At 67.7% G+C, this 23758-nt stretch carries 18 protein-coding genes; 7 read left to right on the top strand and 11 right to left on the bottom strand.

Annotated features, from left to right (window positions below):
• The 7 genes from hflX to dusB form a co-directional block, all read right to left on the bottom strand.
• Nucleotides 1-1314 (bottom strand): GTPase HflX, encoded by a 1314-nt coding sequence (hflX, locus tag ACW18C_RS08180; RefSeq protein ID WP_492070441.1) that lies wholly within the window; start codon nucleotides 1312-1314, stop codon nucleotides 1-3.
• Nucleotides 1315-1560 carry an RNA chaperone Hfq gene (gene hfq, locus ACW18C_RS08175; protein WP_003164861.1) on the bottom strand — a complete coding sequence of 82 codons (246 nt, stop codon included), beginning with the start codon at nucleotides 1558-1560 and terminating at the stop codon, nucleotides 1315-1317. It lies immediately after the preceding gene.
• Nucleotides 1561-1717: 157 nt separating this feature from the next.
• A complete protein-coding gene (locus tag ACW18C_RS08170; RefSeq protein ID WP_492070440.1) occupies nucleotides 1718-2479 on the bottom strand; it encodes a class I SAM-dependent methyltransferase in 762 nt (253 codons plus the stop codon).
• 9 nt (nucleotides 2480-2488) lie between these two features.
• Nucleotides 2489-3352: a D-amino-acid transaminase gene (locus ACW18C_RS08165; protein WP_492073943.1), complete on the bottom strand. Its 864-nt coding sequence runs from the start codon at nucleotides 3350-3352 to the stop codon at nucleotides 2489-2491.
• On the bottom strand, nucleotides 3352-4758 hold the full coding sequence (ntrX, locus tag ACW18C_RS08160; RefSeq protein ID WP_008261747.1) for a nitrogen assimilation response regulator NtrX: 1407 nt from the start codon (nucleotides 4756-4758) through the stop codon (nucleotides 3352-3354). Before ntrX ends, ACW18C_RS08165 begins: the two co-directional genes overlap by 1 nt.
• 10 nt (nucleotides 4759-4768) lie before the next feature.
• Nucleotides 4769-7036 carry a sensor histidine kinase NtrY-like gene (locus ACW18C_RS08155; RefSeq protein WP_426025375.1) on the bottom strand — a complete coding sequence of 756 codons (2268 nt, stop codon included), beginning with the start codon at nucleotides 7034-7036 and terminating at the stop codon, nucleotides 4769-4771.
• Nucleotides 7033-8088 (bottom strand): tRNA dihydrouridine synthase DusB, encoded by a 1056-nt coding sequence (gene dusB, locus ACW18C_RS08150; RefSeq protein ID WP_492073941.1) that lies wholly within the window; start codon nucleotides 8086-8088, stop codon nucleotides 7033-7035. The genes ACW18C_RS08155 and dusB overlap by 4 nt, the downstream gene beginning before the upstream one ends.
• A gap of 93 nt (nucleotides 8089-8181) precedes the next feature.
• Here dusB and ACW18C_RS08145 point away from each other — a divergent pair, with 93 nt between their 5' ends.
• Entirely contained in the window at nucleotides 8182-9336 is a 1155-nt protein-coding gene (locus ACW18C_RS08145) for a bifunctional 2-C-methyl-D-erythritol 4-phosphate cytidylyltransferase/2-C-methyl-D-erythritol 2,4-cyclodiphosphate synthase (protein WP_492073939.1), read from the top strand.
• A gap of 1 nt (nucleotide 9337) precedes the next feature.
• Here the strand turns inward: ACW18C_RS08145 and ACW18C_RS08140 are convergent, their stop codons facing one another.
• On the bottom strand, nucleotides 9338-11626 hold the full coding sequence (locus tag ACW18C_RS08140; RefSeq protein WP_492073937.1) for a fused MFS/spermidine synthase: 2289 nt from the start codon (nucleotides 11624-11626) through the stop codon (nucleotides 9338-9340).
• A gap of 40 nt (nucleotides 11627-11666) precedes the next feature.
• Here ACW18C_RS08140 and ACW18C_RS08135 point away from each other — a divergent pair, with 40 nt between their 5' ends.
• Together ACW18C_RS08135 and ACW18C_RS08130 are read left to right on the top strand one after the other, a co-directional pair.
• Nucleotides 11667-12158 carry a CinA family protein gene (locus ACW18C_RS08135; protein ID WP_492073936.1) on the top strand — a complete coding sequence of 164 codons (492 nt, stop codon included), beginning with the start codon at nucleotides 11667-11669 and terminating at the stop codon, nucleotides 12156-12158.
• A complete protein-coding gene (locus ACW18C_RS08130; protein ID WP_492073934.1) occupies nucleotides 12155-12397 on the top strand; it encodes a sulfurtransferase TusA family protein in 243 nt (80 codons plus the stop codon). Before ACW18C_RS08135 ends, ACW18C_RS08130 begins: the two co-directional genes overlap by 4 nt.
• On the opposite strand, the gene ACW18C_RS08125 is transcribed toward ACW18C_RS08130, so the two are convergent.
• Nucleotides 12394-13251, bottom strand: coding sequence for a YihY/virulence factor BrkB family protein (locus ACW18C_RS08125; protein ID WP_372704782.1), 858 nt, complete (start codon nucleotides 13249-13251; stop codon nucleotides 12394-12396). The two genes, ACW18C_RS08130 and ACW18C_RS08125, sit on opposite strands and share 4 nt — an antisense overlap.
• A 289-nt stretch (nucleotides 13252-13540) precedes the next feature.
• Here ACW18C_RS08125 and ACW18C_RS08120 point away from each other — a divergent pair, with 289 nt between their 5' ends.
• Nucleotides 13541-14848, top strand: a complete 1308-nt coding sequence (locus tag ACW18C_RS08120) for a diguanylate cyclase domain-containing protein (protein WP_492073932.1) — start codon at nucleotides 13541-13543, stop codon at nucleotides 14846-14848.
• A gap of 3 nt (nucleotides 14849-14851) precedes the next feature.
• Here ACW18C_RS08120 and mfd read toward each other — a convergent pair whose 3' ends face one another.
• Both mfd and ACW18C_RS08110 read right to left on the bottom strand, forming a co-directional pair.
• Nucleotides 14852-18307, bottom strand: coding sequence for a transcription-repair coupling factor (gene mfd, locus ACW18C_RS08115; RefSeq protein ID WP_492073931.1), 3456 nt, complete (start codon nucleotides 18305-18307; stop codon nucleotides 14852-14854).
• Nucleotides 18307-18645: an FAD assembly factor SdhE gene (locus ACW18C_RS08110; protein ID WP_492073929.1), complete on the bottom strand. Its 339-nt coding sequence runs from the start codon at nucleotides 18643-18645 to the stop codon at nucleotides 18307-18309. The genes mfd and ACW18C_RS08110 overlap by 1 nt, the downstream gene beginning before the upstream one ends.
• A 147-nt stretch (nucleotides 18646-18792) precedes the next feature.
• On the opposite strand from ACW18C_RS08110, the gene recG reads away from it, so the two are divergent.
• The 3 genes from recG (at nucleotide 18793) to ACW18C_RS08095 (ending at nucleotide 23668) form a co-directional block, all read left to right on the top strand.
• On the top strand, nucleotides 18793-20880 hold the full coding sequence (gene recG / locus ACW18C_RS08105) for an ATP-dependent DNA helicase RecG (RefSeq protein WP_492073928.1): 2088 nt from the start codon (nucleotides 18793-18795) through the stop codon (nucleotides 20878-20880).
• Nucleotides 20881-21231: 351 nt separating this feature from the next.
• The gene (locus ACW18C_RS08100; protein ID WP_492073927.1) at nucleotides 21232-22845 is read left to right on the top strand and encodes an NAD(P)/FAD-dependent oxidoreductase; all 1614 of its coding nucleotides are present in this window, start codon (nucleotides 21232-21234) and stop codon (nucleotides 22843-22845) included.
• Nucleotides 22846-23149: 304 nt separating this feature from the next.
• Nucleotides 23150-23668, top strand: a complete 519-nt coding sequence (locus tag ACW18C_RS08095) for a hypothetical protein (protein ID WP_492073925.1) — start codon at nucleotides 23150-23152, stop codon at nucleotides 23666-23668.
• Nucleotides 23669-23758: the final 90 nt, after the last annotated feature.

Below are 23758 nucleotides of genomic sequence, written 5' to 3'. Positions count from 1 at the left end.
TCAGTCAGCCAGGTCGGGATACAGACGCTCGAATCGCCCCAAGGCTGCAGGGTGAAGCCTGACCGTGACGTGAGTGCGGCCGGCGTCATCCGTGTCGCGGAAGACCACCCGGCCGTGTTCATACAGCCAGGCCAGGGCCTCGCCCTGTTCGGGCGCCAGCGTCAGCCGGGTCTCAGGATCGTCGTCGATCAGGCCGGCGATGGTCTGGCGCAGGGGTTCGATTCCCTCGCCCGTCCAGGCCGAAACGGCGACCGCCTCGCCCGTCTTCGCCAGACGCTCGGCCTGGCCCAGCACGGCCTCGCGCGCCTCTTCGTCCAGCAGGTCGATCTTGTTCCAGACCTCGAGCACGCGTCGGGTCTTGCCCTCGGGGGTCTCGATCTGTTTCAGCACCGTCTCGACGTCCTTGGCCTGGGCGTCGCTGTCGACCGAGGCGATGTCGCGGACGTGCAGGATCAGGTCGGCCTCGCCCACCTCTTCCAGGGTGGCGCGGAAGCTCTCGACCAGTTCGTGCGGCAGGTCGGAGATGAAGCCGACGGTGTCGGCCACGATGGCGGGCCGGCCCTGCGGCAGGCGGATGGTGCGCTGCGTCGTGTCCAGGGTGGCGAACAACAGGTCCTTGGCGAAGACCTCGGATCCCGTCAGCCGGTTGAACAGGGTCGACTTGCCGGCGTTGGTATAGCCGACCAGGGCGATGGTCGGGAACGGGACCTTCTGGCGTTGTTTGCGGTGCAGGCCGCGCGTGCGGCGCACCTCTTCCAGCTCGGCCTTCAGCCGCACGATCCGGTCGGCGATCAGGCGCCGGTCCAGCTCGATCTGGGTTTCGCCGGGCCCCCCAGTCGAGCCGGTGCCGCCCCGCTGACGCTCCAGGTGGGTCCAGGTCCGCACCAGGCGCGACCGCTCATAGTCCAGCCGCGCCAATTCGACCTGCAGCCGGCCTTCCTTGGTGCGCGCGCGGCGTCCGAAGATTTCCAGGATCAGGCCGGTGCGGTCGATGACCTTCACCTCCCACGCCTTCTCCAGATTGCGTTGCTGCACCGGCGTCAGGGCGTCGTCGATAATGACCGCCTCGGCATCGGCCGCGCGGACCAGGGCGGCCAGTTCCTCGACCTTGCCGCTTCCGAACAGGGTGGCAGGCGTGGTTCCACGCAGTCGCACGATCTCTTCAGCGCGCACGTCAAGGTCCAGCGCGCGGGCGAGGCCCACGGCTTCCTCAAGGCGCTCGCTTGCCAGCCGAGGGCTGTCTGAGCGTCGGTCGGGATGGATAACGACCGCCCGGATCAGCGGGACGGCGTGGTCGATCAGTTTGCTGGTCAATCAGTCTTCTTCGGCGTCGGGCTCGTACAGTTGCACGGGCGCGGACGGCATGATGGTGGAGATGGCGTGCTTGTACACCAGCTGGGACTGGCCGTCGCGGCGCAGCAGCACACAGAAGTTGTCGAACCAGGTCACGATGCCCTGCAGCTTGACCCCGTTGACCAGAAAGATGGTCAGCGGCGTCTTGGTCTTGCGGACCGAGTTGAGGAAGGTGTCCTGAAGGTTCTGACGTTTGTCTTGCGACATGGCAGGTTTTTCCTGTTCTTGGTTGTTCGTCGCCGAGGGAGCGGCGTCGGGGCCGGATGGCGGCCGGAGGCGACCTTAGACGCCGCCTATCGACACCCGCAACGGTCGAGGACCGGTTTTTCTAGTTGGTCGCTATGCAGCTGCTCTTCAAGAGCGATCAAGCCGTGCGACGGCCGCGAACGGACGCCCCATGGAAGCCTCCATGGTCCGTATGGGACAGTTCAATGTCCGTCACCCCTGCGGCGAACAAGATCGCAGAGATTACTGTCAGATCGTAATCGAACATCACCATCTCGCCCTTGGCCAGATTGCGCAGAGCTTTGACATTGGAGACCGTGGTGAAGTCCTCGCCCATGACGATGCGCCCCCCGGGAACGGACGCATGACGCGGATCGCGATAGAGAGCGAACTGAAGCGTGACGAACCCGCCCGGCGCCAATCGCGCCATCAAGGCCTTCAGCAGAGGGTACCCGCGCTCTGGCGGTATGTGCTGAAAGACGATCTGTGAGACGATCCAGTCGAAGGCCCGGTCGGGCAGATCACGGCCGAACGTTGCCCCGGCGGGCACATTGCGACGCGCTTCAGCCAGCATTGAATCCGAGATATCGACGCCAAACGTGTCGCCTGTAACGACAGCCAAGGCGCGCGTCAGCCGGCCGACGCCACAGCCGAAATCAAGCGCGGATTTTGGTGCGAAGTCGGGATAGCGCGCCCTCAGCCGGTTAGCCTCGTACTCGACACCTTCCACACCGGTCCGAAAGAAGTCCGCCAAGGCCTCTTCGGTCAAATTGTCTGATTTGAAGCGCTGATCCGTCAGGACGCCGTAGTAGGGATTTGTGCGACCGATCTCTTCCCAGTCGGCATCCGTATCACGCGGCGTCGAATCTGCGGCGCGGCGGCCGAACAAGGTCTTGAACATTATCGTTCCTCAGAAGGCGTCTCGGCGCGCCTGATCAAGATAGAGCTGGCGCAGCTTCAGCGTGATGGGACCAGGCCTGCCGTCGCCAATCTTCGTTCCGTCAATCGAGATCGCCGGAGTGACGAAGGCGCCGGCGGCGGTGAAGAAGGCTTCCCGCGCCCGTTTGGCCTCATCGACGCTGAACGGACGCTCGTCCAGTTCGACCCCATGTTCCTTGATCAGCGCCATCAGGCTGGTGCGGGTGCAGCCTTTGAGGATGTTGGCCTGGGTGTCGCGGGTCCGCAGCTTGCCGTGCTCATCCACGATCCAGGCGTTGGTCGAGGAGCCCTCGGTCACCAGGCCCATATCGTCCACCAGCCAGGCCTCATAGGCGCCGGCCTCGCGCGCGGCCTGTTTGGCCAGGATGTTGGGCAGAAGCCCGACCGTCTTGATGTCGCACCGCCCCCAACGGATGTCGGGCTGGGTCAGGACGGCGACCCCTTTCTGCGCCTGCGCCTCTCCGCGCGCCGGCGAGATCGACTTGGCGGTGACGATGACGCTCGGCGGCGTGCCCGGCGTGGGGAATGGGTGATCGCGGCGCGCCGTGCCGCGCGTGACCTGTAGATAGACGATGCCGTTCCTCACCCGATTGCGACGGACGGTTTCGCGCAGCACCCGCGTCAGGGACGCGACCGACATCGGAATGTCGATGCGCAGTTCGTTCAGGCTGCGGTGCAGGCGCGTCATATGGCCGTCGAAGTCCGCCAGCCGTCCGTCGAACACCGACCAGACTTCATAGACCCCGTCGGCAAACTGGAAGCCGCGATCCTCGATATGGACCACGGCCTGACCATGCGGGCTGTAGGTTCCGTTGACATAGGCGACGCGGGACATCAGGCCGGATCTTCCTCTTCTCCACCGCGGGCCGGCGAGACCCCCAGCGACTTCAACTTACGGTGCAGGGCCGAGCGTTCCATGCCGATGAAGGCGGCGGTGCGCGAGATATTGCCGCCGAACCGCATGATCTGGGCCGCCAGATACTCCCGCTCGAACACTTCCCGCGCCTCGCGCAGCGGCAGGGCGATGGTGCGTTCGGCCCCCAGGTTCGAGGAGCCTCCGTTCGACGTCGCCACCTCCTGCGGCAGCATGTCGGCGGTGATCGGCTCGTTGGGATCGCCGGTCGCCAGGATCAGCAGCCGTTCGATATTGTTGCGCAACTGGCGAATATTGCCCGGCCAGGGATGGACTTGCAGAACCGCCACGGCGTCATCGCCGATGATGCGGCGCGGCAGGCCTTGCGAGGCGCTGATCGTGTCGACGAAATATTCCACCAGTTCGGTGATGTCCTCGCGCCGTTCCGACAAGGCCGGCACCCGGATCGGCACCACGTTCAGACGGTGGAACAGATCCTCGCGGAACCGACCCTCGGCGATCTCGATCTTCAGGTCGCGTGAGGTGGAGGTCACGACCCGCACATCGACCTGCACATCCTGCTCGCCGCCCACACGACGGAACCGCTGATCGACCAGGACGCGCAGGATGCGGCTCTGGCTCTCACGCGGCATGTCGCTGATCTCATCCAGATACAGGGTGCCGTTGTGGGCGCGTTCGAACACGCCGATCTTGCGCGGACGGCCGTCCTGTCCCTCTTCCCCGAACAGCTCGACGTCCAAGCGCTCCGGCGTCATCCCGGCGGCCGAAATGGCGACGAACTCGGCCCGGGCGCGCGGGCTGGCCTCGTGGATCTGGCGCGCGACCAGTTCCTTGCCCGATCCGGCCGGCCCGGCGATCAGGACGCGGCTGTTGGCCTGGGCCACCTTGGCGATGGTGCCGCGCAGCGCCTGGGCTGCCTGGGACCGGCCGATCAGACCCGACGGGGTCATCGTCTGGGCCCGCAGACGGCGGTTCTCGCGCTTCAGCGTCGCCGCCTCGATGGCCCGCTCGACCACGACCACCAGTCGGTCCGACTTGAACGGCTTTTCGATGAAGTCATAGGCACCGCGCTTCAGGGCCGTCACCGCCGTCTCGATATTGCCGTGGCCCGAGATCATCACCACAGGCAGGTCGGGGTCGATCTCCTTGACCACCTCCAGCAGCTCCAGCCCGTCCAGACCGCCGCCCTGCATCCAGATGTCGAGGATCGCCAGCGACGGCTTCCTCGCGCGGATCGCAGCCAGGGCCTCGTCGGAGTTGGCGGCCACGCGCACGGCGTGCCCCTCGTCCTCGAGCAGGCCCGAAACCAGATCGCGGATGTCCGCCTCGTCATCGACGACCAGAATGTCGGAACCGGTAGGTCGCATCTTGCCTCGCTTATTCGGCGACGACGGTCTGGAGCTTGCGCTCCGTCACGTCGCCGGTCTTGCCGTGGGGTTTCAGGGGAAAAATCAGGCACACCCGCGCGCCGCGCAGGGTCTCGGCGTCGGCCAGCTTCAGCTCGCCGCCATGGTCCTCGCAAATGCGTTTGACGATGGCCAGGCCCAGGCCCGTGCCCTTCTCGCGCGTGGTGACATAGGGTTCGGTCAGACGGTCGCGGTCCTTGGCCGGCAGACCGACCCCGTCGTCCTCGACCACGAAGGTCGCCGTGCCGTTTTCAACGACCAGGGAGGCGATGATGCCCTCGGCCTCTGACGCCGCGTCTTCCCCGGCGGCCAGACGCCGAGCGGCGACGGACTCGCCGGCGTTCTTCAGAATATTGATCAGGGCCTGGCCCACCATGCGGGCGTCGCAACGCAGCGTGGCCTTGGGCAGGGGCTCGTCCATATCCACGACGATGTCAGCGGCGGCGACCCGCTGGGCGAACACGGCCTCGCGCAGCATCTCCGCCGGATTGGCCGAGCCGAAGCGTGGCGCCGGCATGCGAGCGAAGGACGAGAACTCGTCCACCATCCGGCCGATATCGCCGACCTGGCGAATGATGGTGTCGGTGCAGCGGTCGAAGATCTCGACCTCGTCCACCTTGTCGCGATACTTCCGTTTCAGCCGTTCGGCCGACAGCTGGATCGGCGTCAGCGGGTTCTTGATCTCGTGGGCGATACGACGGGCCACGTCGCGCCAGGCGGCGTTGCGTTGAGCAGTGACCAGCCGGGTGATGTCATCAAAGGTCAGGACCATCTCGCCGCCCTGCCCGCCCTCGATCCGGACCCGCAGTCTCTGGGTCTCGCCGCCTCGACTGACGTCGATGTCTTCTTCGATATGGGCCTCGACCCGGCCGACCAGGTCGCTCAACTCGGGCGAAAGCGCCGCCAGTTCGTGGCCCAGAACCTCGTCTTCTTCGATGTGCAGCAGTTGCAGGGCGCTGTCGTTGATCGCCGAAACCCGCCCACGCCGGTCTAGGCCGATAACCCCTGCGCTGACGCCCGACAGCACGGTCTCGATGAACCGGCTGCGGTTCTGGGCGTCGTCGCTGGCCGCCTTCAACGCGGTCTGTTGCGCCTGAAGATCACCGGTCATGCGATTGAAGGCGTCGGAAAGCAAAGCGATTTCGGCCGGGGCGCCCTGGCTGTCCACTCGGGCGCTGAAATCGCCGCCCGCCACCTGGTCCGCCGCCTGCACGAGACGCCCGATCGGGGCGGAGATGCTGCTGGCCGCCGACATGCCCAGCCATACGGCGCCGACCAGAACCAGCAGCGCGGTCTCCAGATAGCTGAGGATGAAGGCCGACTGGATCCGCGACCGGCTTTCCTGGGCCTCGCGATAGGCTTCGATCGACTGAATGGAGGCGTTCATCCGCGCAACCAGCCCATCTTGCAGGGGCCGCACCAGATAGAGATAGGCGTCGCCATAGGCCGGCAGGGCGATGATGGATCGAACCGTGTCGGGGTTCTGCGTCACGTCGGTCGGCGGCTTTCCGCCCTGGGCCGCGTCCTCCAGGTAGGTCCGGGGCGGCGCCAGATAAGGCGGCGCGTCGGGCCGTTCCGCGCGCGCCAGAACCTGGCCGTCGCCATTCAGGATGTAGATGGCGGGATAGCCGAAAATCTCCCCGACCTGGGCGAGGGCGTCATTGAACTGGATCCGGTCGTCGAACAGGCCACGTGCGCTATCCAGCTGATCGGAAATCGTCACCAGATCCGCGTCCACCGTCGTGGCGACATCCCGGATATAGGCGCGCCCGACCACGGCGCCGTTCTCGACCGAAGCCTGTACATTCTGGCTGAACCACTGGTCGACGCCCCGCGTCACCAGCAGGCCGAACACCAGGGCGATCAACACCGCCGGAACGACGGCCACCATGGAGAACAGGGCGACGAACCGCAGGTGCAGCCGCGACCCCGCGTCGCCCGTGCTGCGCGCCAGGGCCAGGACCCGTCGCCCGACGATAAAGGCCAGACCCGATATCAGCGCCAGATTGGCCAGCAGGACGAACAGCACCGCCTGGCTGGTCGATCCCCGCGCCGTGCCGGACGTCGCACCTGGCGCCGCCGCCACCAGCCAAACCGCCGCGGCTGTTATGACGACCGCGATGAAATAGGCGAACCCGAACCCCGCCCGGGCCCGTTCCGCGTCGAAACGCCCCCAGAACGACTCATCCACCGACACGGTGTCGGTTGAAGAGGCCGCAGGTGAAGGCGTATCCGTCATGCCACAGCAGTGTCCACTAACTGTGGCTCATCTTCAACATCCGACTTGTTCATCTTCGGCAAAATTTCGCGCCAAAGATCCGCCATCGCCGCCTCGACGGCCAGAGGCTCATCCAGACGGCAAATTATTGCCTTTGCCTCGCGGCGGTGTTGCGGATCAGCCGGCCAGGGCGCCTGCTCGATGTACCAGCCCAGGTGTTTGCGGAACATACGCAGCCCCAGCGGGAGTCCGTAGAATTCCACCGACGCCCGCAAATGCTCGACGACAATCCCAAGTCGCGCCTCTGGCCCCGGCTCATCAAGCGAAACCCCGTCGATCAGCGCCCGCTCCAGGTGGGCCGCCAGCCATGGCCGTCCATAGACGCCCCGCCCCAGCATCAGGCCGTCGGCGCCCGATTGGGCAAGGGCCTCGCGGGCCGCTTCCGCCGTGGTGATGTCGCCGTTGACGATGACCGGTATGCCGACCGCCGCCTTGACCTCGCCCACCGCCGCCCAGTCGGCCACGCCGGTATAGAACTGCTTGCGCGTGCGGCCGTGGACCGTCACCGCCCTGACCCCGATCTCTTCAGCCCGCTTCGCCAGTTCGGCCGCGTTGCGGCTGTCGTCGTCCCAGCCCAGCCGCATCTTCACCGTCACCGGCCGGCTGGTCGCCTGGACCGCCGCCTCCATGATGCGACAGGCCAGGTCCGGGGTCCGCATCAGGGCCGAGCCGGCGGCGGAGCCTGTGACCTCCTTGGCCGGACAGCCGAAGTTCAGATCGACGATGTCCGCGCCCGCCTTTTCCGCCATCCGCGCGCCCTCGGCCATCTGGCCCGGATCGCGCCCGACCAACTGGATCACCGTCAGCGGCAGGCCGGCGCCGACCGCCGCGCGACGCACCACGTCGGGGCGTTCGCGCGCCAGCTCCTTGGCCGCCACCATCTCGGTCGCCACATAGGCGGCGCCCAGCCGCGAGGCGAGCACACGGAACGGCAGGTCGGTCACGCCCGTCATGGGCGCCATCAGCACCTGGCCGGGCACGGTCACGTCGCCGATCTGTAAAGTCTTGGCCATTCGCGCCTTTCGCAGCATCCAACACCCCCTCGTCAAGCCTGACGGCGGCGGATTGATGTTTCGTCCCGCGACGGCGCGCTCTAGAAGGCCGGCATGAGTTTCTCGGGCATCATCGTTGCGGCCGGATCCGGTTCGCGCGCCGGCGGCGACAAACAGTGGCGCGCCCTGGGCGGCAAGCCCGTGCTGCGCTGGTCGGCTGAGGCGCTGCTGAACGCCGGCGCCGACGAGCTGGTGGTCGTGGTGGCTGCCGGCGCCGAAGACCGCGCGGCCGAAACCCTTGCCGGCCTGTCAAACTGGCGGACCGTGACGGGCGGCGGTGTCCGGGCCGAGTCGGTCAGCGCCGGTCTTGCGGCCCTCACCTGCGGCCCCGACCGACCGGTGTTGATCCATGACGCCGCCCGCCCTCTGCTGGACCGCGCCGTCATCGACCGGCTTATCGCGGCCCTGGACCATGCCGACGGAGCCCTGCCCGCCCTGCCCGTGGCCGACAGCCTGCGGCGCGGCGCAGGCGGCCTGATGGCGGGCGTGGTCGAACGCGACGGCCTGTGGCGGGCCCAGACGCCTCAGGCCTTCCGGCGCGATACGATAGAAGCCGCCTACGCCGCCTGGACCGGAACCGAGGCCCCGACCGACGAAGCCGCGGTCGTCCAAGGCCACGGCGGCCGCGTCGCCCTGGTCGAGGGCGATCCCCGTCTGATGAAACTGACCTATCCCGAGGATTTCGCCATGGCCGAGGCCCTGTTGTCGCAACAGACCCGCTACCAGACCCGGATCGGCTCCGGCTATGACGTCCACCGCTGGGGTCCGGGCGGTTCGGTCTGGCTCTGCGGGATCGAGGTGCCGCATGACCAGACCCTGATCGGCCATTCCGACGCGGACGCCGGTCTGCACGCCCTGACCGACGCGCTTCTCGGCGCCATCGCCGAGGGCGACATCGGCGATCACTTCCCGCCGACCGATCCGAAGTGGAAGGGCGCGTCTTCCGACCTCTTCCTGCTGCACGCCGCCCAGCTTGTCGCCGCGCGCGGCGGTCGGATCGTCAATGTTGACGTGACCCTGATCTGCGAACGCCCCAAGGTGAAGCCGCACCGCCAGGCCATGCGCGAACGGATCGCCGGCCTTTTGGCGCTCCCGCTGGACGCCGTCAGCGTCAAGGCCACCACGACCGAGGGTCTGGGCTTCACCGGCCGGGGCGAGGGCCTGGCCGCCCAGGCGGTTGCGACGGTCGAGACGCCCGTTTCCGCCTGAACTACCGGACCGCGTACTGCATCTGGCGGACCAGGGCTCCGAACAGATTGACATAATCATCGGTCCACGGCCGCACCCCGGTCGCCTCCAGAGTGCGCCAGCGCGGATCCTGGCGATAGGGCGCCAGGGCCGCCTCGCTCTTGCCGACGATCAGCGCCTCGGTCGAGGATTCAGACATGGAGGCGGCGTCCCGCCGTTCGATATAGACCTGATGCAGGGCCGGCGCCTTCAGGGCCGCCGCCGCCGCCTCGGCCGGCAGGGTGATCTCCAGGTTCCGGTTCGACAGGTGCAACACCACCACCCCCTCGGGCTTCAGCAGCCGCAGATAGCCGGCGATGGCCTCGACCGTCAGCAAATGGGTCGGCACCGCATCCGACGAAAAGGCGTCGATGATCAGCAGATCATAACTGGCCGGCTCCTCCCGCTCCATCGTCAGCCGCGCATCCCCCAGAACCGTTCGAATCGGCCCTTCGGCGCAACCATTGATGAAACTGAACCAGCGGGGGTCGCGCGACAGGCGATCCACCATCGGATCGATCTCGAAGAAGCTCATTCGGTCCTGGGCCCGCTTGTAGGCGGCCATGGCGCCCGATCCCTGCCCCACGATCCCGATGACCGCCCCGCCCGGCCGTTCAGCCTGGGTCATAAGGGCCGCCTGACCGAGGGGGGTGGAGGTGGCGTAATAGAGGGTCGGCATGCAGCGATACCGCGCCGCCTGCGCCTGGGCGCCGTGCAGGGTGGTGCCGTGCATCAGCACATGGACCGGTCCATTGAGGCCTTCGATCGGCGTGCTGGCCACCCGCATCACCCCGAAGAAGCTCCGCTCGGTCAGCACCCAGTCATAACCGCGCGCCACATGATAGCCGGACCAGACCATGGCCCCGATGACCACGGTGAACATCACCGCCCGATCTCTCAAAAGGAAGGCGAACAGGGCCGCCACGCCCAGCACCGCCTGGGCGATCCGCACCAGCTCATGGTCCGGCACGACAGCGCGGATGTCAGGCGCATAGCGGACCAGGGCCAGGCCCAGCGGCCCCGCCACGGCGATCAGCACGCCGACGACGCAACAGATGATCTCCCACGATCGCATCTCGCGCCGCCCCCAGGGCCGCAACAGGCCTACGGCCACCAGGACCAGTGGATATTCCCACACCATGTCGAACACGACGGGCGCGATCAGGGCGTTGAACACCCCGCCCAGCACGCCCCCCAGCGACAGCAGCAGATAGAATTCCGTCAGCCGGCCCGGCGCCGGACGACGCTCGGCCATCCGTTGGTGGCACATCAGGGCCGTGAAGAAGAAGGCCGTAAGATTGACCCCGAAGACGAACAGCCACTCCGTCGTCCGGAACGCCGCCAGGGCGGCGCAGGCCGCCAGCGTCCCCGCCTGGATCGCCAGGGTCAGACGCAACGGGATGATCGGCCGCGCCTGGAAGGCGATGACGAAGGTCAGCAGATAGAGCGCCAGCGGAATGACCCACAGGAAGGGCGCAGAGGCCACGTCGGTCGACAGGTGCGCCGTCACTCCCAGCATCAGACTGGAGGGCGCCGCCGCCAGCAGAATCAGCAGGCCCTTCTCGCGCCAGGCGATGCGCGGTCCGGCCGCCAGCGGGGCGGGCTCGGCCGCAACAGTTTCCCGCCGACGCCAGACGACAAGGCCCAGCCCCACGACCATCAGTACGAACAGACCGTAGCCGAGGGTCCATCCCCACCGCTGCGACGACAGACTGACCAGGGGCTCGATCAGGACCGGATAGGCCAGCAGGGCCAGAAAACTGCCCAGGTTCGAGGCGGCGTAGAGCACATAGGGATCGCTGCGCCCCGCCCGCCCGGCGCTGGCCCGCGCATACCAGGCTTGCAACAGCGGGGCGGTCGCCGACAGCACGGCGAACGGCGCCCCGAGCGACAGGGTCAGGGTCGCCAGCATCCACAGGGTCGGCGCCGAGGGATCAGGATCGCCCAGCAGGCCGCTGATCCGCAGCGGCAGGAACAAGGCCGCGATCAGCAGCAGACCCAGATGGACCGCCACCTGTCGCCGCATCGATCCGATCCGTTGCAGCAGATGGGCGTAGCCATAGCCGGCCAGCAGCGCCGTCTGAAAAAAGACCATGGCCGCATTCCACACCGACGGCGATCCTCCCAGGGTCGGCAGGATCAGCTTGGTCGCCATCGGCTGCACCACGAAGACCAGACAGGCCGAGGTGAAGACGGCGACGGCGAACAGGATCGCGGTCGCGCGGGCGGGCCGGTCGAGGGGGAGAACAGGAGCCTCGGCGACATTGGTCATGGCTCTGGTTAGAGCGGGACTCGCGGCCTATGAAAAGATCATGTTCCCCGAAGACATTCAGCGCCTGGCGCAACAGATCGTCGCAACCGCATCCGCGCGGGGGCTGATGCTGGCCACCGCCGAAAGCTGCACCGGCGGCCTGGTCGCCGCCGCCCTGACCGCCGTTCCCGGCTCGTCCGCCGCCCTGGAGCGGGGCTTCGTCACCTACAGCAACGACGCCAAACAGCAGATGCTGGGCGTACCCGAGGCCACGCTGATCGCCCATGGCGCCGTGTCCGAACCGACCGCCCGGGCCATGGCCCAGGGCGCCGTCGCCCATTCGCGCGCCGCCGTCAGCGTCGCCGTCACCGGGATCGCCGGCCCCGGCGGCGGCTCGGCCGACAAGCCGGTCGGACTGGTCCATTTCGCCGCTCAGGGACCGGGCGGCCTGATCCATCGCCAGGAACGATTCGGCGACATCGGCCGCGACGCGATCCGTCTCGCCAGCGTCCGGATCGCCCTGGCCCTGCTGGCCGACCGCCTGGCGTCGTGACCGACCTCCAAGAGGTTGAAGCCTCCGTCGTCGATGCGCGCGGCCACCTCTGCCCGACGCCCAGCCTTCGATTGATGAAGGCGATGGAGGGCGCTGCGCCGGGGCGGCGCTTCGTCCTGCTGGCCACCGACCCGATGGCGCGGATCGACGTGCCCTTTCTGATGGCCCAGAAGAACGGCCGCCTGATCGCCGTGGACGAGACGGACGGCGTGATTCGCCTTACGGTCGAGGCGGGTTAGGAGCGCGACCGGCGGCTGGCCCGCCGCTCCGACAGATCGACCACATCGGCGGGAACCGTCGGGGTCTGAGCCTTGGCGGCTTCATCGGCCTTGGCCGCAATCTCCATCTCGGTGGCGAAGGCGCCGCCGTAGAAGATGGCGTTGACGTTCCACGACAGCCAGATCAGCAGCACCACCACCGCGCCCACAGACCCGTAGGTCGCCCCCAGGGGCGCGATCTGCTCCACATAGATGGCGCAAAGCCAGGACGAGATCACCGACATCAGGGTCGCCACCAGCCCGCCGGTGATCGCCGGCAACCAGGCGACGGGCGACCTGTGGCTCATGGCGTAGCGGTACAAAAGGGTCAGGCCGACCGCGAGGCCAAGCGCCGGCAGGAAGGCGTCCAGCGGCAGCAAACCGCCATCGAACTGGTCCGTCATCGGCGACGCCGTATGGGCCAGGATTCGGGCCGTCACCACAGCGCCTGACACGACCGTGAAAAGCGCGAAGGCGAAGACGGCGACGAAAAAGGCCAGAAGGTTGAACTTGAAGAAGCCGTGCGGCTCGGTTTCATCATGAATGAGATTAAGGCCCGCCAGCAAGGCCTTGAATCCACGATGGGCAGCATAGGCGCCGACGAACAATGCAAAAGCGCTCTGGGTCGAGATCGTCCGCGCAGAAGCATTGCTCAACCGGGCGATCTCATCGCGGAATATCGTCTGGGCCGCCCGAGGCAACAGGTCCGAAAGGGCGGCGGCCTGGGCGCTGACCTCATTGATCGACAGACCCAGCTTGTAGAAACCGATCAGGATGGCGATGGCGGGAAACACGGCCAGAAGGGCGAAGAATGACACGCCGCCGGTGTAGAGCATGACGTCACGCCCCCAGCTGCGGGTGAAGGCGCGCACCGAAAGACCGCCCCAGAATCCGGGCGCCTTCAGTACCGATCGGGTCAGGTGATCACTCAAGCCGGTTCCCACAACCGTTGAACAGGCGGCGAAACCTAGACCATTCCATCGGCAAGGAAAACACCATCCGCGCGAGCCCCTCTTTTCCCCGTCGCCCCACGCCAAGACATTGCTTCGTTAAGGGACGCATCGCTATGGTCCCGCGGCCTTCATGGGGCTATGGGCGCTGCGACGTCCGGGGGAGACGACCAACTTGGCTTTCGATGCGCGTGTATTGATCCTGGCGGCCCAGGACGGTCGGCTCGGGCCGCTGGTGGTTGGGCTGGACGCCCTCGGCTGGACCACCGTCACCGCTCGCGACCTGACGTCGGCCGAGGCTGTCTTGCAGGACTTCCCCCTGGACGCCGCCGTGGTCGATTTCGATTCGCTCACCGACGACGTCGTGGCGCGGCTGCGATCTGCGGCCGAGCCGCGCAGTCTGCCGATCATGGTTGTCGGCGCGCCGCGCGGTTCCGTCATGGACGCGGACCTGGCCGTGACGCTGCCGCCCCACCCCGCCCAGGCGGCGCTGAGGCTGGAGCAGATGACCCGCGCCGCGATAGCCGAAGAAGAATTCCATCTGCGCCGCGCAACCTTCGCCGCTCGCGGCATTGATCTGGAGGGCGGGGGCGACGAACTGTCGCCGCTGCGCGTCCTGGCCGCCGGCGTGGCCGAGCGCCGGTTTCTGGCCCTGTCCAACGCCCTCACCGCCTCCGGCGTCGAGGTCGTCGCTGCGCCCACCCCCTACACCGCTTTCGACTATCTGCACGAAAGCCCGTTCGACGCCGCCGTCCTGTGGGGCGCCAAGGACCACGCCCCGGCCCTGTCGATCGCCTCGGGCATGAAGCGCAACACCCGCCTCTACCACATTCCCCTGATGCTCTATCTCCGGGACGGCAGCGAGATCGGTCTCGACGAACTGTTCAATCGGGGCTTCGCCGACGTCGCCACCGCCGACACGCCCGAGGATGAGACGGCCGAGCGGCTTCTGGCCCTGGCGGGGTCTCACCGACGTCATCTGACCATTCGCAAGGCTCTGGATTCGGTCCGGGCGCTGGCGGAAATGGACGCCTCGACCGGCCTGTTCACGCCTGAATTGTTCGCCGCCCATCTGGCGCGCGTCGCCGACGCCTCACGCGCCCGTCGCCGCCCCTTGTCGGTCTGCGTGCTACGCGTGAAGGAGAACGAGGCCGTGGCCGGGGCGCGGCAGGGCGGCTGGCTGGATCGGGCCATGCCCCAGATCGGCGCCATGGTCTCGCGGCTGGTCCGGGTCGAGGACACGCCCGCCCGCCTGGCCAAGGAAGTCTTCGCCCTGGCCCTGCCGGCGACCCGGGGCGAGGCCGCACGCCTGGCGGCGGAGCGCATCGCCGCCGTCATCGGCTGCACCGCCTTCGACGCCGGTCCCGACCGCTCCCCCTTCGTCGCCGAATTCGACGTGGGCGCCGCCGAGATGCAGCCGAACGAAAGCGCCGCCGCCCTGCTGGAACGCGCCTCCGCCGACCTGTTCGACAAGACGCGCTGAGGTCTACGCCCCCGCCACCCGCGCCAGATCGGCCGTGATCCGCTCCGCCACCTTCAGCCGGTCCTCCGCCGTCGGCCAGTCGCCCGTCACGACGATCTTCTGATCCGGCCGGATCTTCCAAAAGGCCTGGTTCTTCTGGATCAGCCCGACCAATCCAATGGGATTGGGGAAGCTGTTGTCGCGCAGGGTCAACACCGCGCCGCGCGGCCCGATGTCGATCTTCTCGATACAGGCCCGGCGGCAGTTCGACTTGATGCCGACGATCTTCAGCAGTTGCTGCGCCTCGTCCGGCAAGGGGCCGAACCGGTCGATCAGTTCGGCGGCCAGGGCTTCGCGATCCTCGGCCTGTTCGGCGTCGGACAATCGGCGATACAGGCTGAGACGGACGTTCAGGTCCGGCACATATTCCTCTGGAATCAGGACGGAAGCGCCGACGTTGATCGACGGCGACCAGCCGCGATCCACAGTAGCCCCCTCGCCCTTCTCGCGCAGCTCGGCGACCGCGTCCTCCAGCATCTGCTGATACAGTTCGACCCCGACCTCGCGGATATGGCCCGACTGTTCGTCGCCCAGCAGATTGCCGCCGCCGCGCTGGTCCAGGTCGTGGCTAGCCAGCTGGAAGCCGGCGCCCAGATTGTCCAGCGACTGCAAGACCTGCAACCGCCGCTCGGCCGACAGGGTCATCGGCTTGACCGCGTCCGTGGTCAGATAGGCGAAGGCCCGCGCCTTGGAGCGGCCGACACGGCCCCGGATCTGATACAGCTGCGCCAGGCCGAACATGTCGGCGCGGTGCACCACCAGGGTGTTGGCGGTCGGAATATCCAGCCCGCTCTCGACGATGGTGGTCGAGACCAGCACGTCGTATTCCCCCTCGTAGAAGGCGCTCATCACCTCCTCGAGCTGGGTCGCCGACATCTGGCCGTGGCCGACGACGAACTTCACCTCGGGCACCTGCTCACGCAGGAATTTCTCGATGGCCGGCAGGTCCTTCAGGCGCGGCGCGACATAATAGGCCTGGCCGCCGCGATATTTCTCGCGCAGCAGGGCCTCGCGCACCAGCACAGGATCCCACGGCGTCACATAGGTCCGCACCGCCAGGCGATCGACCGGCGGGGTGGCGATGATCGACATCTCGCGAATGCCCGACAGCGCCATCTGCAGGGTGCGCGGGATCGGCGTGGCGGTTAGCGTCAGCAGGTGAACATCGGCGCGCAGCGACTTCAGCTTCTCCTTGTGCTTGACCCCGAAATGCTGCTCCTCGTCGACGATGACCAGGCCCAGGTCGCGGAAGCCGACCTGTTCGGACAGCACCGCATGGGTGCCGACGACGATCTCGACCGAGCCGTCCTTCAGGCCGGCCCGCGTCTCCGCCGCCTCCTTGGACCCCACCATCCGCGACAGCTGCCGCACCTTGACCGGCCAGCCGGCGAACCGTTCGGTGAAGGTCTTGTAGTGTTGCCGCGCCAGCAGGGTGGTCGGCGCCACAATGGCCACCTGCTGCCCCGTCATGGCCACGACGAAGGCGGCCCGCAGCGCCACCTCGGTCTTGCCGAAGCCGACGTCGCCGCAGATCAGGCGATCCATCGGCGTGCCCTTGCCCAGATCCTCCAGCACGTCGCCGATGGCGTTCAGCTGATCGTCCGTCTCCTCGTAGGGGAAGCGGGCGCAGAACTCGGCGAACAGGCCCGGCGGCGGCACGACCGCGTCCGTCTCGCGCAGCGCCCGCTTGGCGGCGAGCGCAATAAGCCCCTCGGCCATGGCCCGCAGGCGTTCCTTGGCCTTGGACTTGCGCGCCTGCCAGCCGGCCCCGCCCAGCTTGTCCAGTTGCACCCCGTCGGCGTCCGTGCCGTACCGGGTGAGAAGATCAATGTTTTCAACCGGCAGATAGAGTTTGCTTTCACCCGCGTACAACAGCTCCAGGCAGTCGTGCGGCGCCTGCTGGATCTCCAGCGTCTTCAGCCCCTCATACCGTCCGATGCCGTGATCCAGGTGGACCACCAGGTCGCCGGTCGTCAGGGCCGAAGCCTCGGCCAGGAAGTTCGACGCCCGCCGCTTCTTGCGCGGCCGCGCCAGCCTGTCGCCCAGGATGTCGGTCTCGGAAATGACCGCTACCTCGTCCGTCGCAAAGCCATGTTCGACCGGCAGGACGCCGCGCAGATACAGGTCCTTGGGCGCCGCCTGAACATCGGCCCAGTCGCGCACGGCGACGATATGATCCAGGCCGTGATCGGCCAGCATGGTCGCCAGACGTTCCGACGAGCCTTCGGTCCACGAGGCGAACAACACCCGCTTGCCGTCGGCCTTCAGCGCCGCCGCATGGGCCGCCACCGCCTCGAACAGGTTGACGCTGTCCTGCGCCCGCTCGGCCGCAAAGGTCCGGCCCAACCGACCGCCGGCGTCCTCGCCGCCGCCCGAGAAGGGCGTAAACCGCCGCACGGCCCGCCCCGCCAGGGCCTGGTTCCAGTCGCCGGCGTCCAGATACAGCGATCGCGGCGGCAGCGCGCGATTGCCCGCCGCATGCCCTTTGGTTTTCGCCGCTTCCGTCCGCCCCTCATAGGCGTCGGCGATCAGGTCCCACCGCTCGGCCCGCGCGCTCTCGGCCTGATTATCTAGGAAGATCTGAGCCTGATCCGGCAGATAGTCGAACAGCGAATCCAGCGTCTCGTAGAACAGCGGCAGCCACTGCTCCATCCCCTGACGCCGCGCGCCCTCGCTGATGGTCGCATACAGCGGGTCGTCGCCCGGCGCGCCGAACAGCTTCAGATAGCCGGTGCGGAAGCGCGAGATCGCATCCGCGTCCAGCAGGGCCTCCGACACGGGCGCCAGCGACACCGCCGTCATCTGGCCCGTCGACCTCTGGGTCTCGGGATCGAAGGTGCGGATCGATTCCAGCTCGGACCCGAACATGTCCAGCCGCACCGGCTCCTCGAAGCCCGGTGGGTACACATCGACGACCCCGCCCCGCACCGCGAACTCGCCCCGCTCCGACACGGTCGAGGCCCGGACATAGCCGTTGGCGGCGAAATACCGCTCCAGCGCCTGGATATCGAGATCGCGGCCGACCTTCGTCTCGAACCCCGCCTGGGTCGTCACCGACCTGGGCGGCGTCCTCTGCATGGCCGCGCCGACGGTCGTGACCACCAGAACCGGCGCGTCCCCCGTCTTGCGCTGGGCCAGGCGCGTCAGGGTCGCCATCCGCTGGGCGGCGATCCCCGCCGTCGGGCTCAGCCGGTCATAGGGCAGGCAGTCCCAGGCCGGATATTCAAGAATTTCGATATCTTGCGAGAAGAAGCGGAACGCCTGAACAAACCCGCCCGACCGCTGATAATCGCGCGCCACGAAGACGCCGACCCCGCCGCTGGCCTTGATCCGCTCGGCGACGACCAGGGCGTCCAGCCCCTCGGGCGCCCCGCCCAGATCAGCGTCGGTGCGGTGCTGCGCGGTGACCTGTTGATCCATCAGCCGATGCCCTTGCCGACCTCGGCCGCCACATGCTCGCGCATGAAGGCCCGCACCTTGGCCATCACCGGCGTCTCGAACTCGGGCGGCGTCGGGTCACGTTCGATGATCCAGCCGTAGAGCCACTGGTCCTCCTCGTCGATCAGCAGCTCGAGCTGGTCCAGTTCGACGTCCGTCAGGGTCGGCGCCACCTGGTCCGAGAAGGGGCCCAGCACCATGTCGGCCTCGCGGAAACCGCGCCGCCAGGACCGGAACTGGATACGGCCCAGCCGCTGCTTGCGGGCCAGGGCCGCTTGGTCGCCACTGTCGTCTTGGGGATGCGCGTCGATGTCGGTCACAAGAATCCTTGCCCGTTGAATATGCCAGGTGCGCTCAAGCAGAGAGCCGCCGCGCGGCGAGCGATCGCGCACCCGGAATGGAAGAAGCGCAGATAGCCTTCCTGAACGGACTTCGCCACCCGTCATGGTCACGCTATGTTCCCGGCGATGCGTCCGCAGATTCTCTTTCCCCTGTTCGCCGAGGTCTCCAGCCTGAAGGGCGTGGGCCCCCGCGCCCTGCCCCTGGTGCAGAAGGTGGCGGGGCCGCTGGTGCGCGACCTGGCCTTCCTCAGCCCTTCGGGCGTCATCGTCCGCCGGCCCATGGAGGCGGCGACCGCCGTGGACGGCGAGGTCGGGATCTTCGAGATCGTCATCGACCGCCTGTTCGTCCCCAGCCGCCCCGGCGCCCCGCTGAAGGTCCGCGCCAGCGACCCGACCGGCTTCGTCCACCTGGTCTGGTTCGGCGGCTCGCCCCAGCATATCGACCGGCTGCTGCCGCGCGGCGAGACCCGGCTGGTCTCGGGCAAGGTCGAACGCTTCAACGGCGAGGTCCAGATCGTCCACCCGGACATCGTCACCCTGGACAAGGCCGCCGACATCCCCGCCTCCGAACCCGTCTATCCGGCGACGCAAGGCCTGACCTCGCGCCAGCTGCGCAAACTGGTCCAGGCCGCCCTGCCCGCCGCCCCCGACCTGCCGGAATGGCAGGACCCCGCCTGGCTGAAGAAGCAGAACTGGCTGGGCTGGCGCGCGGCGCTGGACGCCCTGCACGCCCCGGCGGGCGAGCCCGACCTGACGCCCGAGGCCCCCGCCCGCCAGCGCCTGGCCTATGACGAATTCCTGGCCCACCAGCTGGCCCTGGCCCGCCGTCGCCGCGCCCGCGAGATCAAGCCCTCGGCCATCATCGCCCCCGGCGCCGCCTCCGACCACCTGCTCCAGGCCCTGCCCTTCACCCTGACCAACGCCCAGGCCCAGGCCGTCGCCGAAATCCGCCGCGACCTGGCCTCCGGCAAACAGATGGGCCGGCTGCTTCAGGGCGATGTGGGTTCCGGCAAGACCGCCGTCGCCGCCCTGGCCCTGGCCGACGCGGCCTCCAGCGGCTTCCAGTCCGCCCTGATGGCCCCGACCGAAATCCTGGCCCGCCAGCACTACGAGAAACTCGGCCCCCTGCTGGAATCGGCCGGCGTCGCCTCCGTCCTGCTCACCGGCCGCGACACCAACGGCCAGCGGCGCGAGAAACTGGCCGCCCTGGCCTCCGGTCACGCCCAGGTCGCCATCGGCACCCACGCCCTGTTCCAGGACGCCGTCCGCTTCGACCGCCTGGCCCTGGCCGTCATCGACGAACAACACCGGTTCGGCGTCAGCGAGCGCCAGCGGCTTCAGGCCAAGGGCGATCCGCGCATCGGCGCCGTCCACCTGCTGACCATGTCGGCAACCCCCATCCCCCGCACCCTGGAACTGACCCAGTACGGCGAGCTGGAAGTCAGCCGCCTGATGGAAAAGCCGCCCGGCCGCACCCCCGTCACCACCGCCGTCGTCCCCCTGGCCCGCATCGGCGAGGTCGCCGCCCGGCTGAAGACGGCGCTGGACGCCGGCGCCCAGGCCTATTGGATCTGCCCCCTGGTCGCCGAATCCGAGGCCATCGACCTCGCCGCCGCCGTCGACCGCGCCGACGACCTGCGCCGCCTGCTGGGGGTCGAGGTCGGCCTCGCCCACGGCCAGATGCCCGGCGCCGAGCGCGAAGCCGTCATGGCCGACTTCGCCGACGGCCGCATCCCCCTGCTGGTCGCCACCACCGTGGTCGAGGTTGGGGTGGACGTGCCCAACGCCTCCATCATGGTCATCGAACACGCCGACCGCTTCGGCCTGGCCCAGTTGCACCAGCTGCGCGGCCGCGTCGGCCGGGGCTCAAAGGCCAGTTCCTGCATCCTGCTGTACGGCGGCCAGGACAGGGCGCTGGGTGAAACCGCGAAAGAACGCCTCGAAACCCTGCGCCGCACCGAGGACGGCTTCGTCATCGCCGAGGAGGACTTCCGCCTGCGCGGCGGCGGCGACCCCCTGGGCCTGAAACAGAGCGGCTTCCCCGCCTACCGCTTCGCCGACCCGATCCGCCACCGCGCCCTGATGCTGGCCGCCGCCGACGACGCCCGCCTGATCCTGGGCCGCGACCCCGACCTGACCTCAGAGCGCGGCCAGGCCGTGCAGGTGCTGGAGGAGCTGTTCGACTGGAAGGGGCATAGGTCGGGAGCGGATTGAAGGGGACGGCCGCGCCCGCGCCCAACACCCAACACCCAACACCCAACAACCCGTCATCCTAGGCCTTGTGCCTAGGATCCATAGACTCAGACGCCAGGAACGATCGCATATCCGCCGACCGCGCCCGACGCTACACACCGAGCGTATGGATCCTAGGCACAAGGCCTAGGATGACGGTGATCAGACGGGTCCCGCCACGTCTGCTGATGTTCCACATGGCGGACTTGGGGTGGAGGCGCAGGGCCCTATCGTTTCAGGCCCTGATCGCCTCCATCAGCGGCGTGTCTCCCAGCACCGCCCTTTGGATCTTGCCTCATGCTTTTGGCGTCGCGACCGGCTAGAACGCCCCGGATGTTGCGCCTGTCAGAACTCAAACTGCCCCTCGACCACCCGCCGGAGGCCTTGCCCGCCGCGATCGCCGCCCGCCTGGGCGTGCCGCCGCACGATCTTATCTCTTGGTCGATATGGAAGCGGGCGCACGACGCCCGCAGGAAATCCGCGATTCTGAAAGTCTACATCCTCGACGTCGAGGTGAAGGATGAAGCGGCGGTGCTGGCCCGCCTTGCAGACGACGCGCACGTGGCGCCGACGCCAGACGTCGCCTATCGCCCGGTCGCGGTTGCGCCCAAGACCGAGCGCCTTCGGCCGGTCGTGATCGGGGCCGGGCCGTGCGGCCTGTTCGCCGGGCTGATCCTGGCCGAGATGGGGTTCAGGCCGATCATCCTCGACCGCGGCAAGGTGGTTCGGCAGCGGACCAAGGACACCTGGGCCCTGTGGCGGAGCAGCAAGTTGGACCCGGAATCCAATGTGCAGTTCGGCGAGGGCGGCGCGGGCACCTTCTCCGACGGCAAGCTCTACAGCCAGATCAAGGATCCGCGTTTCCTGGCCCGCAAGGTGTTGACCGAATTCGTCGCGGCCGGTGCGCCGGAGGAAATCCTCACCGAGGCCCATCCGCACATCGGCACCTTCCGCCTGGTGACCATGGTCGAGGCCATGCGCGAGAAGATCGAACAGCTGGGCGGCGAGTACCGCTTCGAGCACCGGGTCACGGACATCGATCTCGACAAGGGCGCCATCCGGGGCGTGCGCCTGCACACCGGCGAGACGCTGGAGGCCGATCACGTGGTCTTCGCCATCGGCCATTCGTCGCGCGACACCTTCCAGACTCTCTACGAGCGCGGCGTCCATATCGAGGCCAAGCCGTTCTCGATTGGCTTCCGCATCGAGCATCCGCAATCCTGGATCGACCGGGCCATGTTCGGCCCCTGCGCCGGCCACCCCGATCTGGGCGCGGCGGCCTATACGCTTTCGCACCACTGTTCGAACGGCCGCACCGTCTACAGCTTCTGCATGTGCCCGGGCGGCACCGTAGTCGCGGCCACCAGCGAGCCCGGCCGCGTCGTAACCAACGGCATGAGCCAATATTCGCGCAACGAGCGCAACGCCAACTCCGGCTTCGTGGTCGGCATCTCGCCCGAGGATTACGGGAGCGACCATCCGCTGGCGGGCATCGAACTGCAACGGGATCTGGAGACCCGCGCCTATGCGGCCGGCGGCGGCGACTATTTCGCGCCGGGCCAGCTGGTCGGCGACTTCCTGGCGGGCCGCGCCTCGACCGCGCTGGGCGAGGTCGTCCCCAGCTATAAGCCGGGCGTGCGCCCGACCGACCTGGCGCCCCTGATGCCCGATTATGTGATCGCCGCCATGCGCGAGGCCCTGCCCGTCTTCGGTCGCAAGATCGCCCGCTACGACGACGCCCAGGCGGTTCTGACGGGCGTCGAAACCCGGAGTTCATCCCCGATCCGAATGACCCGCGGCGCCGACTTCCAGAGCCTGAACGTGCGCGGCCTCTTCCCTGCCGGCGAAGGCGCCGGCTATGCCGGCGGCATCCTGTCGGCCGCCGTCGACGGCATCAAGGTCGCCGAAGCCGTCGCCCGGTCGATGGTGGCGGAGGGGACGGCGTAGACGAAAGATCGCGCATCGCGACGATCGTGTGACAATCCGGACCTCGTCAGAGGGCGCGGAGCAGACTTCTACCCCCCAGTCGAGTTTCACCGAATGCCGCATCAGGCGGAAGGCATACCGCCTTGCTCGCCGGTCCAACAGTTACGCAATGCGCCAGATCGGTCATTCACTGTCGGCCCCAAACGCGACATTCAGCGTGCGCTCGAAAGTCGGCTTTCCGGCCGCTAGCATTAAGACGGTTCCCGACCCATTGCGGACATTCAGACGCGACGCCTAACATGCTGGTCGCAGAGTGAGCGGAGGCATGATGACCCTATTCTCCCTGGCGGCGACCCTTGTGATGTTGGCGGGGGGACAGGCGGTGACGACCGACCGTCCCCAGTGTTGTGGGTCAGACAACCGGGTCATTGTCGTGAGTGCTGACCGGAACGTCGCGGTGGCCTTGGGCCGTGGTCTGGAACTGGACGATGGCAGCCAGCGGTTCTTTACCTACAAGGTGTTCCGCTATGGCGTGCCCGAGAGCAACTGGACTACGCCCGCCTATGAAGAAGGCGCGGTAGACCTTCGTTGTGACGACCGGACGGCAAGGGTCGTGTTCAAGAGGCTCCACCGAGGCAACGGTGACCCGCTCACGACCGTCGAGATCACAAACAACGACGCACCGTTCTCGCCAGTCACCGATCCCGCGCTGCAACGACAGTTCGACGTTGGTTGTGGTGATGATCCTCGCGTCTCTTATGAACAGCCGTTCCTCTTCATGGAGGCATACGGATTGAACGACGGCAGGACCTCGCGTGTGGGGCCGGGTCCGATGGTGCCTTAGCGTCCGCCTTCCACCCTTTGCCGACCTCCAGGGAGCCCGCTCATGGGGCTCGCCCACGAAAGTCTGGTTTCGGTGATGCTGCCTAAGACT

It is taken from the genome of Brevundimonas sp. FV1ye7S (assembly GCF_058680995.1).
This window is presented reverse-complemented; position numbering and strand designations above follow the sequence as displayed.

Coding starts and splice junctions, on each gene's coding strand:
- hfq (WP_003164861.1), bottom strand. CDS start 1,560: ATGTCGCAAGACAAACGTCAGAACCTTCAGGACACCTTCCTCAACTCG.
- ACW18C_RS08170 (WP_492070440.1), bottom strand. CDS start 2,479: ATGTTCAAGACCTTGTTCGGCCGCCGCGCCGCAGATTCGACGCCGCGT.
- ACW18C_RS08165 (WP_492073943.1), bottom strand. CDS start 3,352: ATGTCCCGCGTCGCCTATGTCAACGGAACCTACAGCCCGCATGGTCAG.
- ntrX (WP_008261747.1), bottom strand. CDS start 4,758: ATGCGACCTACCGGTTCCGACATTCTGGTCGTCGATGACGAGGCGGAC.
- ACW18C_RS08155 (WP_426025375.1), bottom strand. CDS start 7,036: ATGACGGATACGCCTTCACCTGCGGCCTCTTCAACCGACACCGTGTCG.
- dusB (WP_492073941.1), bottom strand. CDS start 8,088: ATGGCCAAGACTTTACAGATCGGCGACGTGACCGTGCCCGGCCAGGTG.
- ACW18C_RS08145 (WP_492073939.1), top strand. CDS start 8,182: ATGAGTTTCTCGGGCATCATCGTTGCGGCCGGATCCGGTTCGCGCGCC.
- ACW18C_RS08140 (WP_492073937.1), bottom strand. CDS start 11,626: ATGACCAATGTCGCCGAGGCTCCTGTTCTCCCCCTCGACCGGCCCGCC.
- ACW18C_RS08135 (WP_492073936.1), top strand. CDS start 11,667: ATGTTCCCCGAAGACATTCAGCGCCTGGCGCAACAGATCGTCGCAACC.
- ACW18C_RS08125 (WP_372704782.1), bottom strand. CDS start 13,251: ATGCTCTACACCGGCGGCGTGTCATTCTTCGCCCTTCTGGCCGTGTTT.
- mfd (WP_492073931.1), bottom strand. CDS start 18,307: ATGGATCAACAGGTCACCGCGCAGCACCGCACCGACGCTGATCTGGGC.
- recG (WP_492073928.1), top strand. CDS start 18,793: ATGCGTCCGCAGATTCTCTTTCCCCTGTTCGCCGAGGTCTCCAGCCTG.
- ACW18C_RS08100 (WP_492073927.1), top strand. CDS start 21,232: ATGTTGCGCCTGTCAGAACTCAAACTGCCCCTCGACCACCCGCCGGAG.
- ACW18C_RS08095 (WP_492073925.1), top strand. CDS start 23,150: ATGATGACCCTATTCTCCCTGGCGGCGACCCTTGTGATGTTGGCGGGG.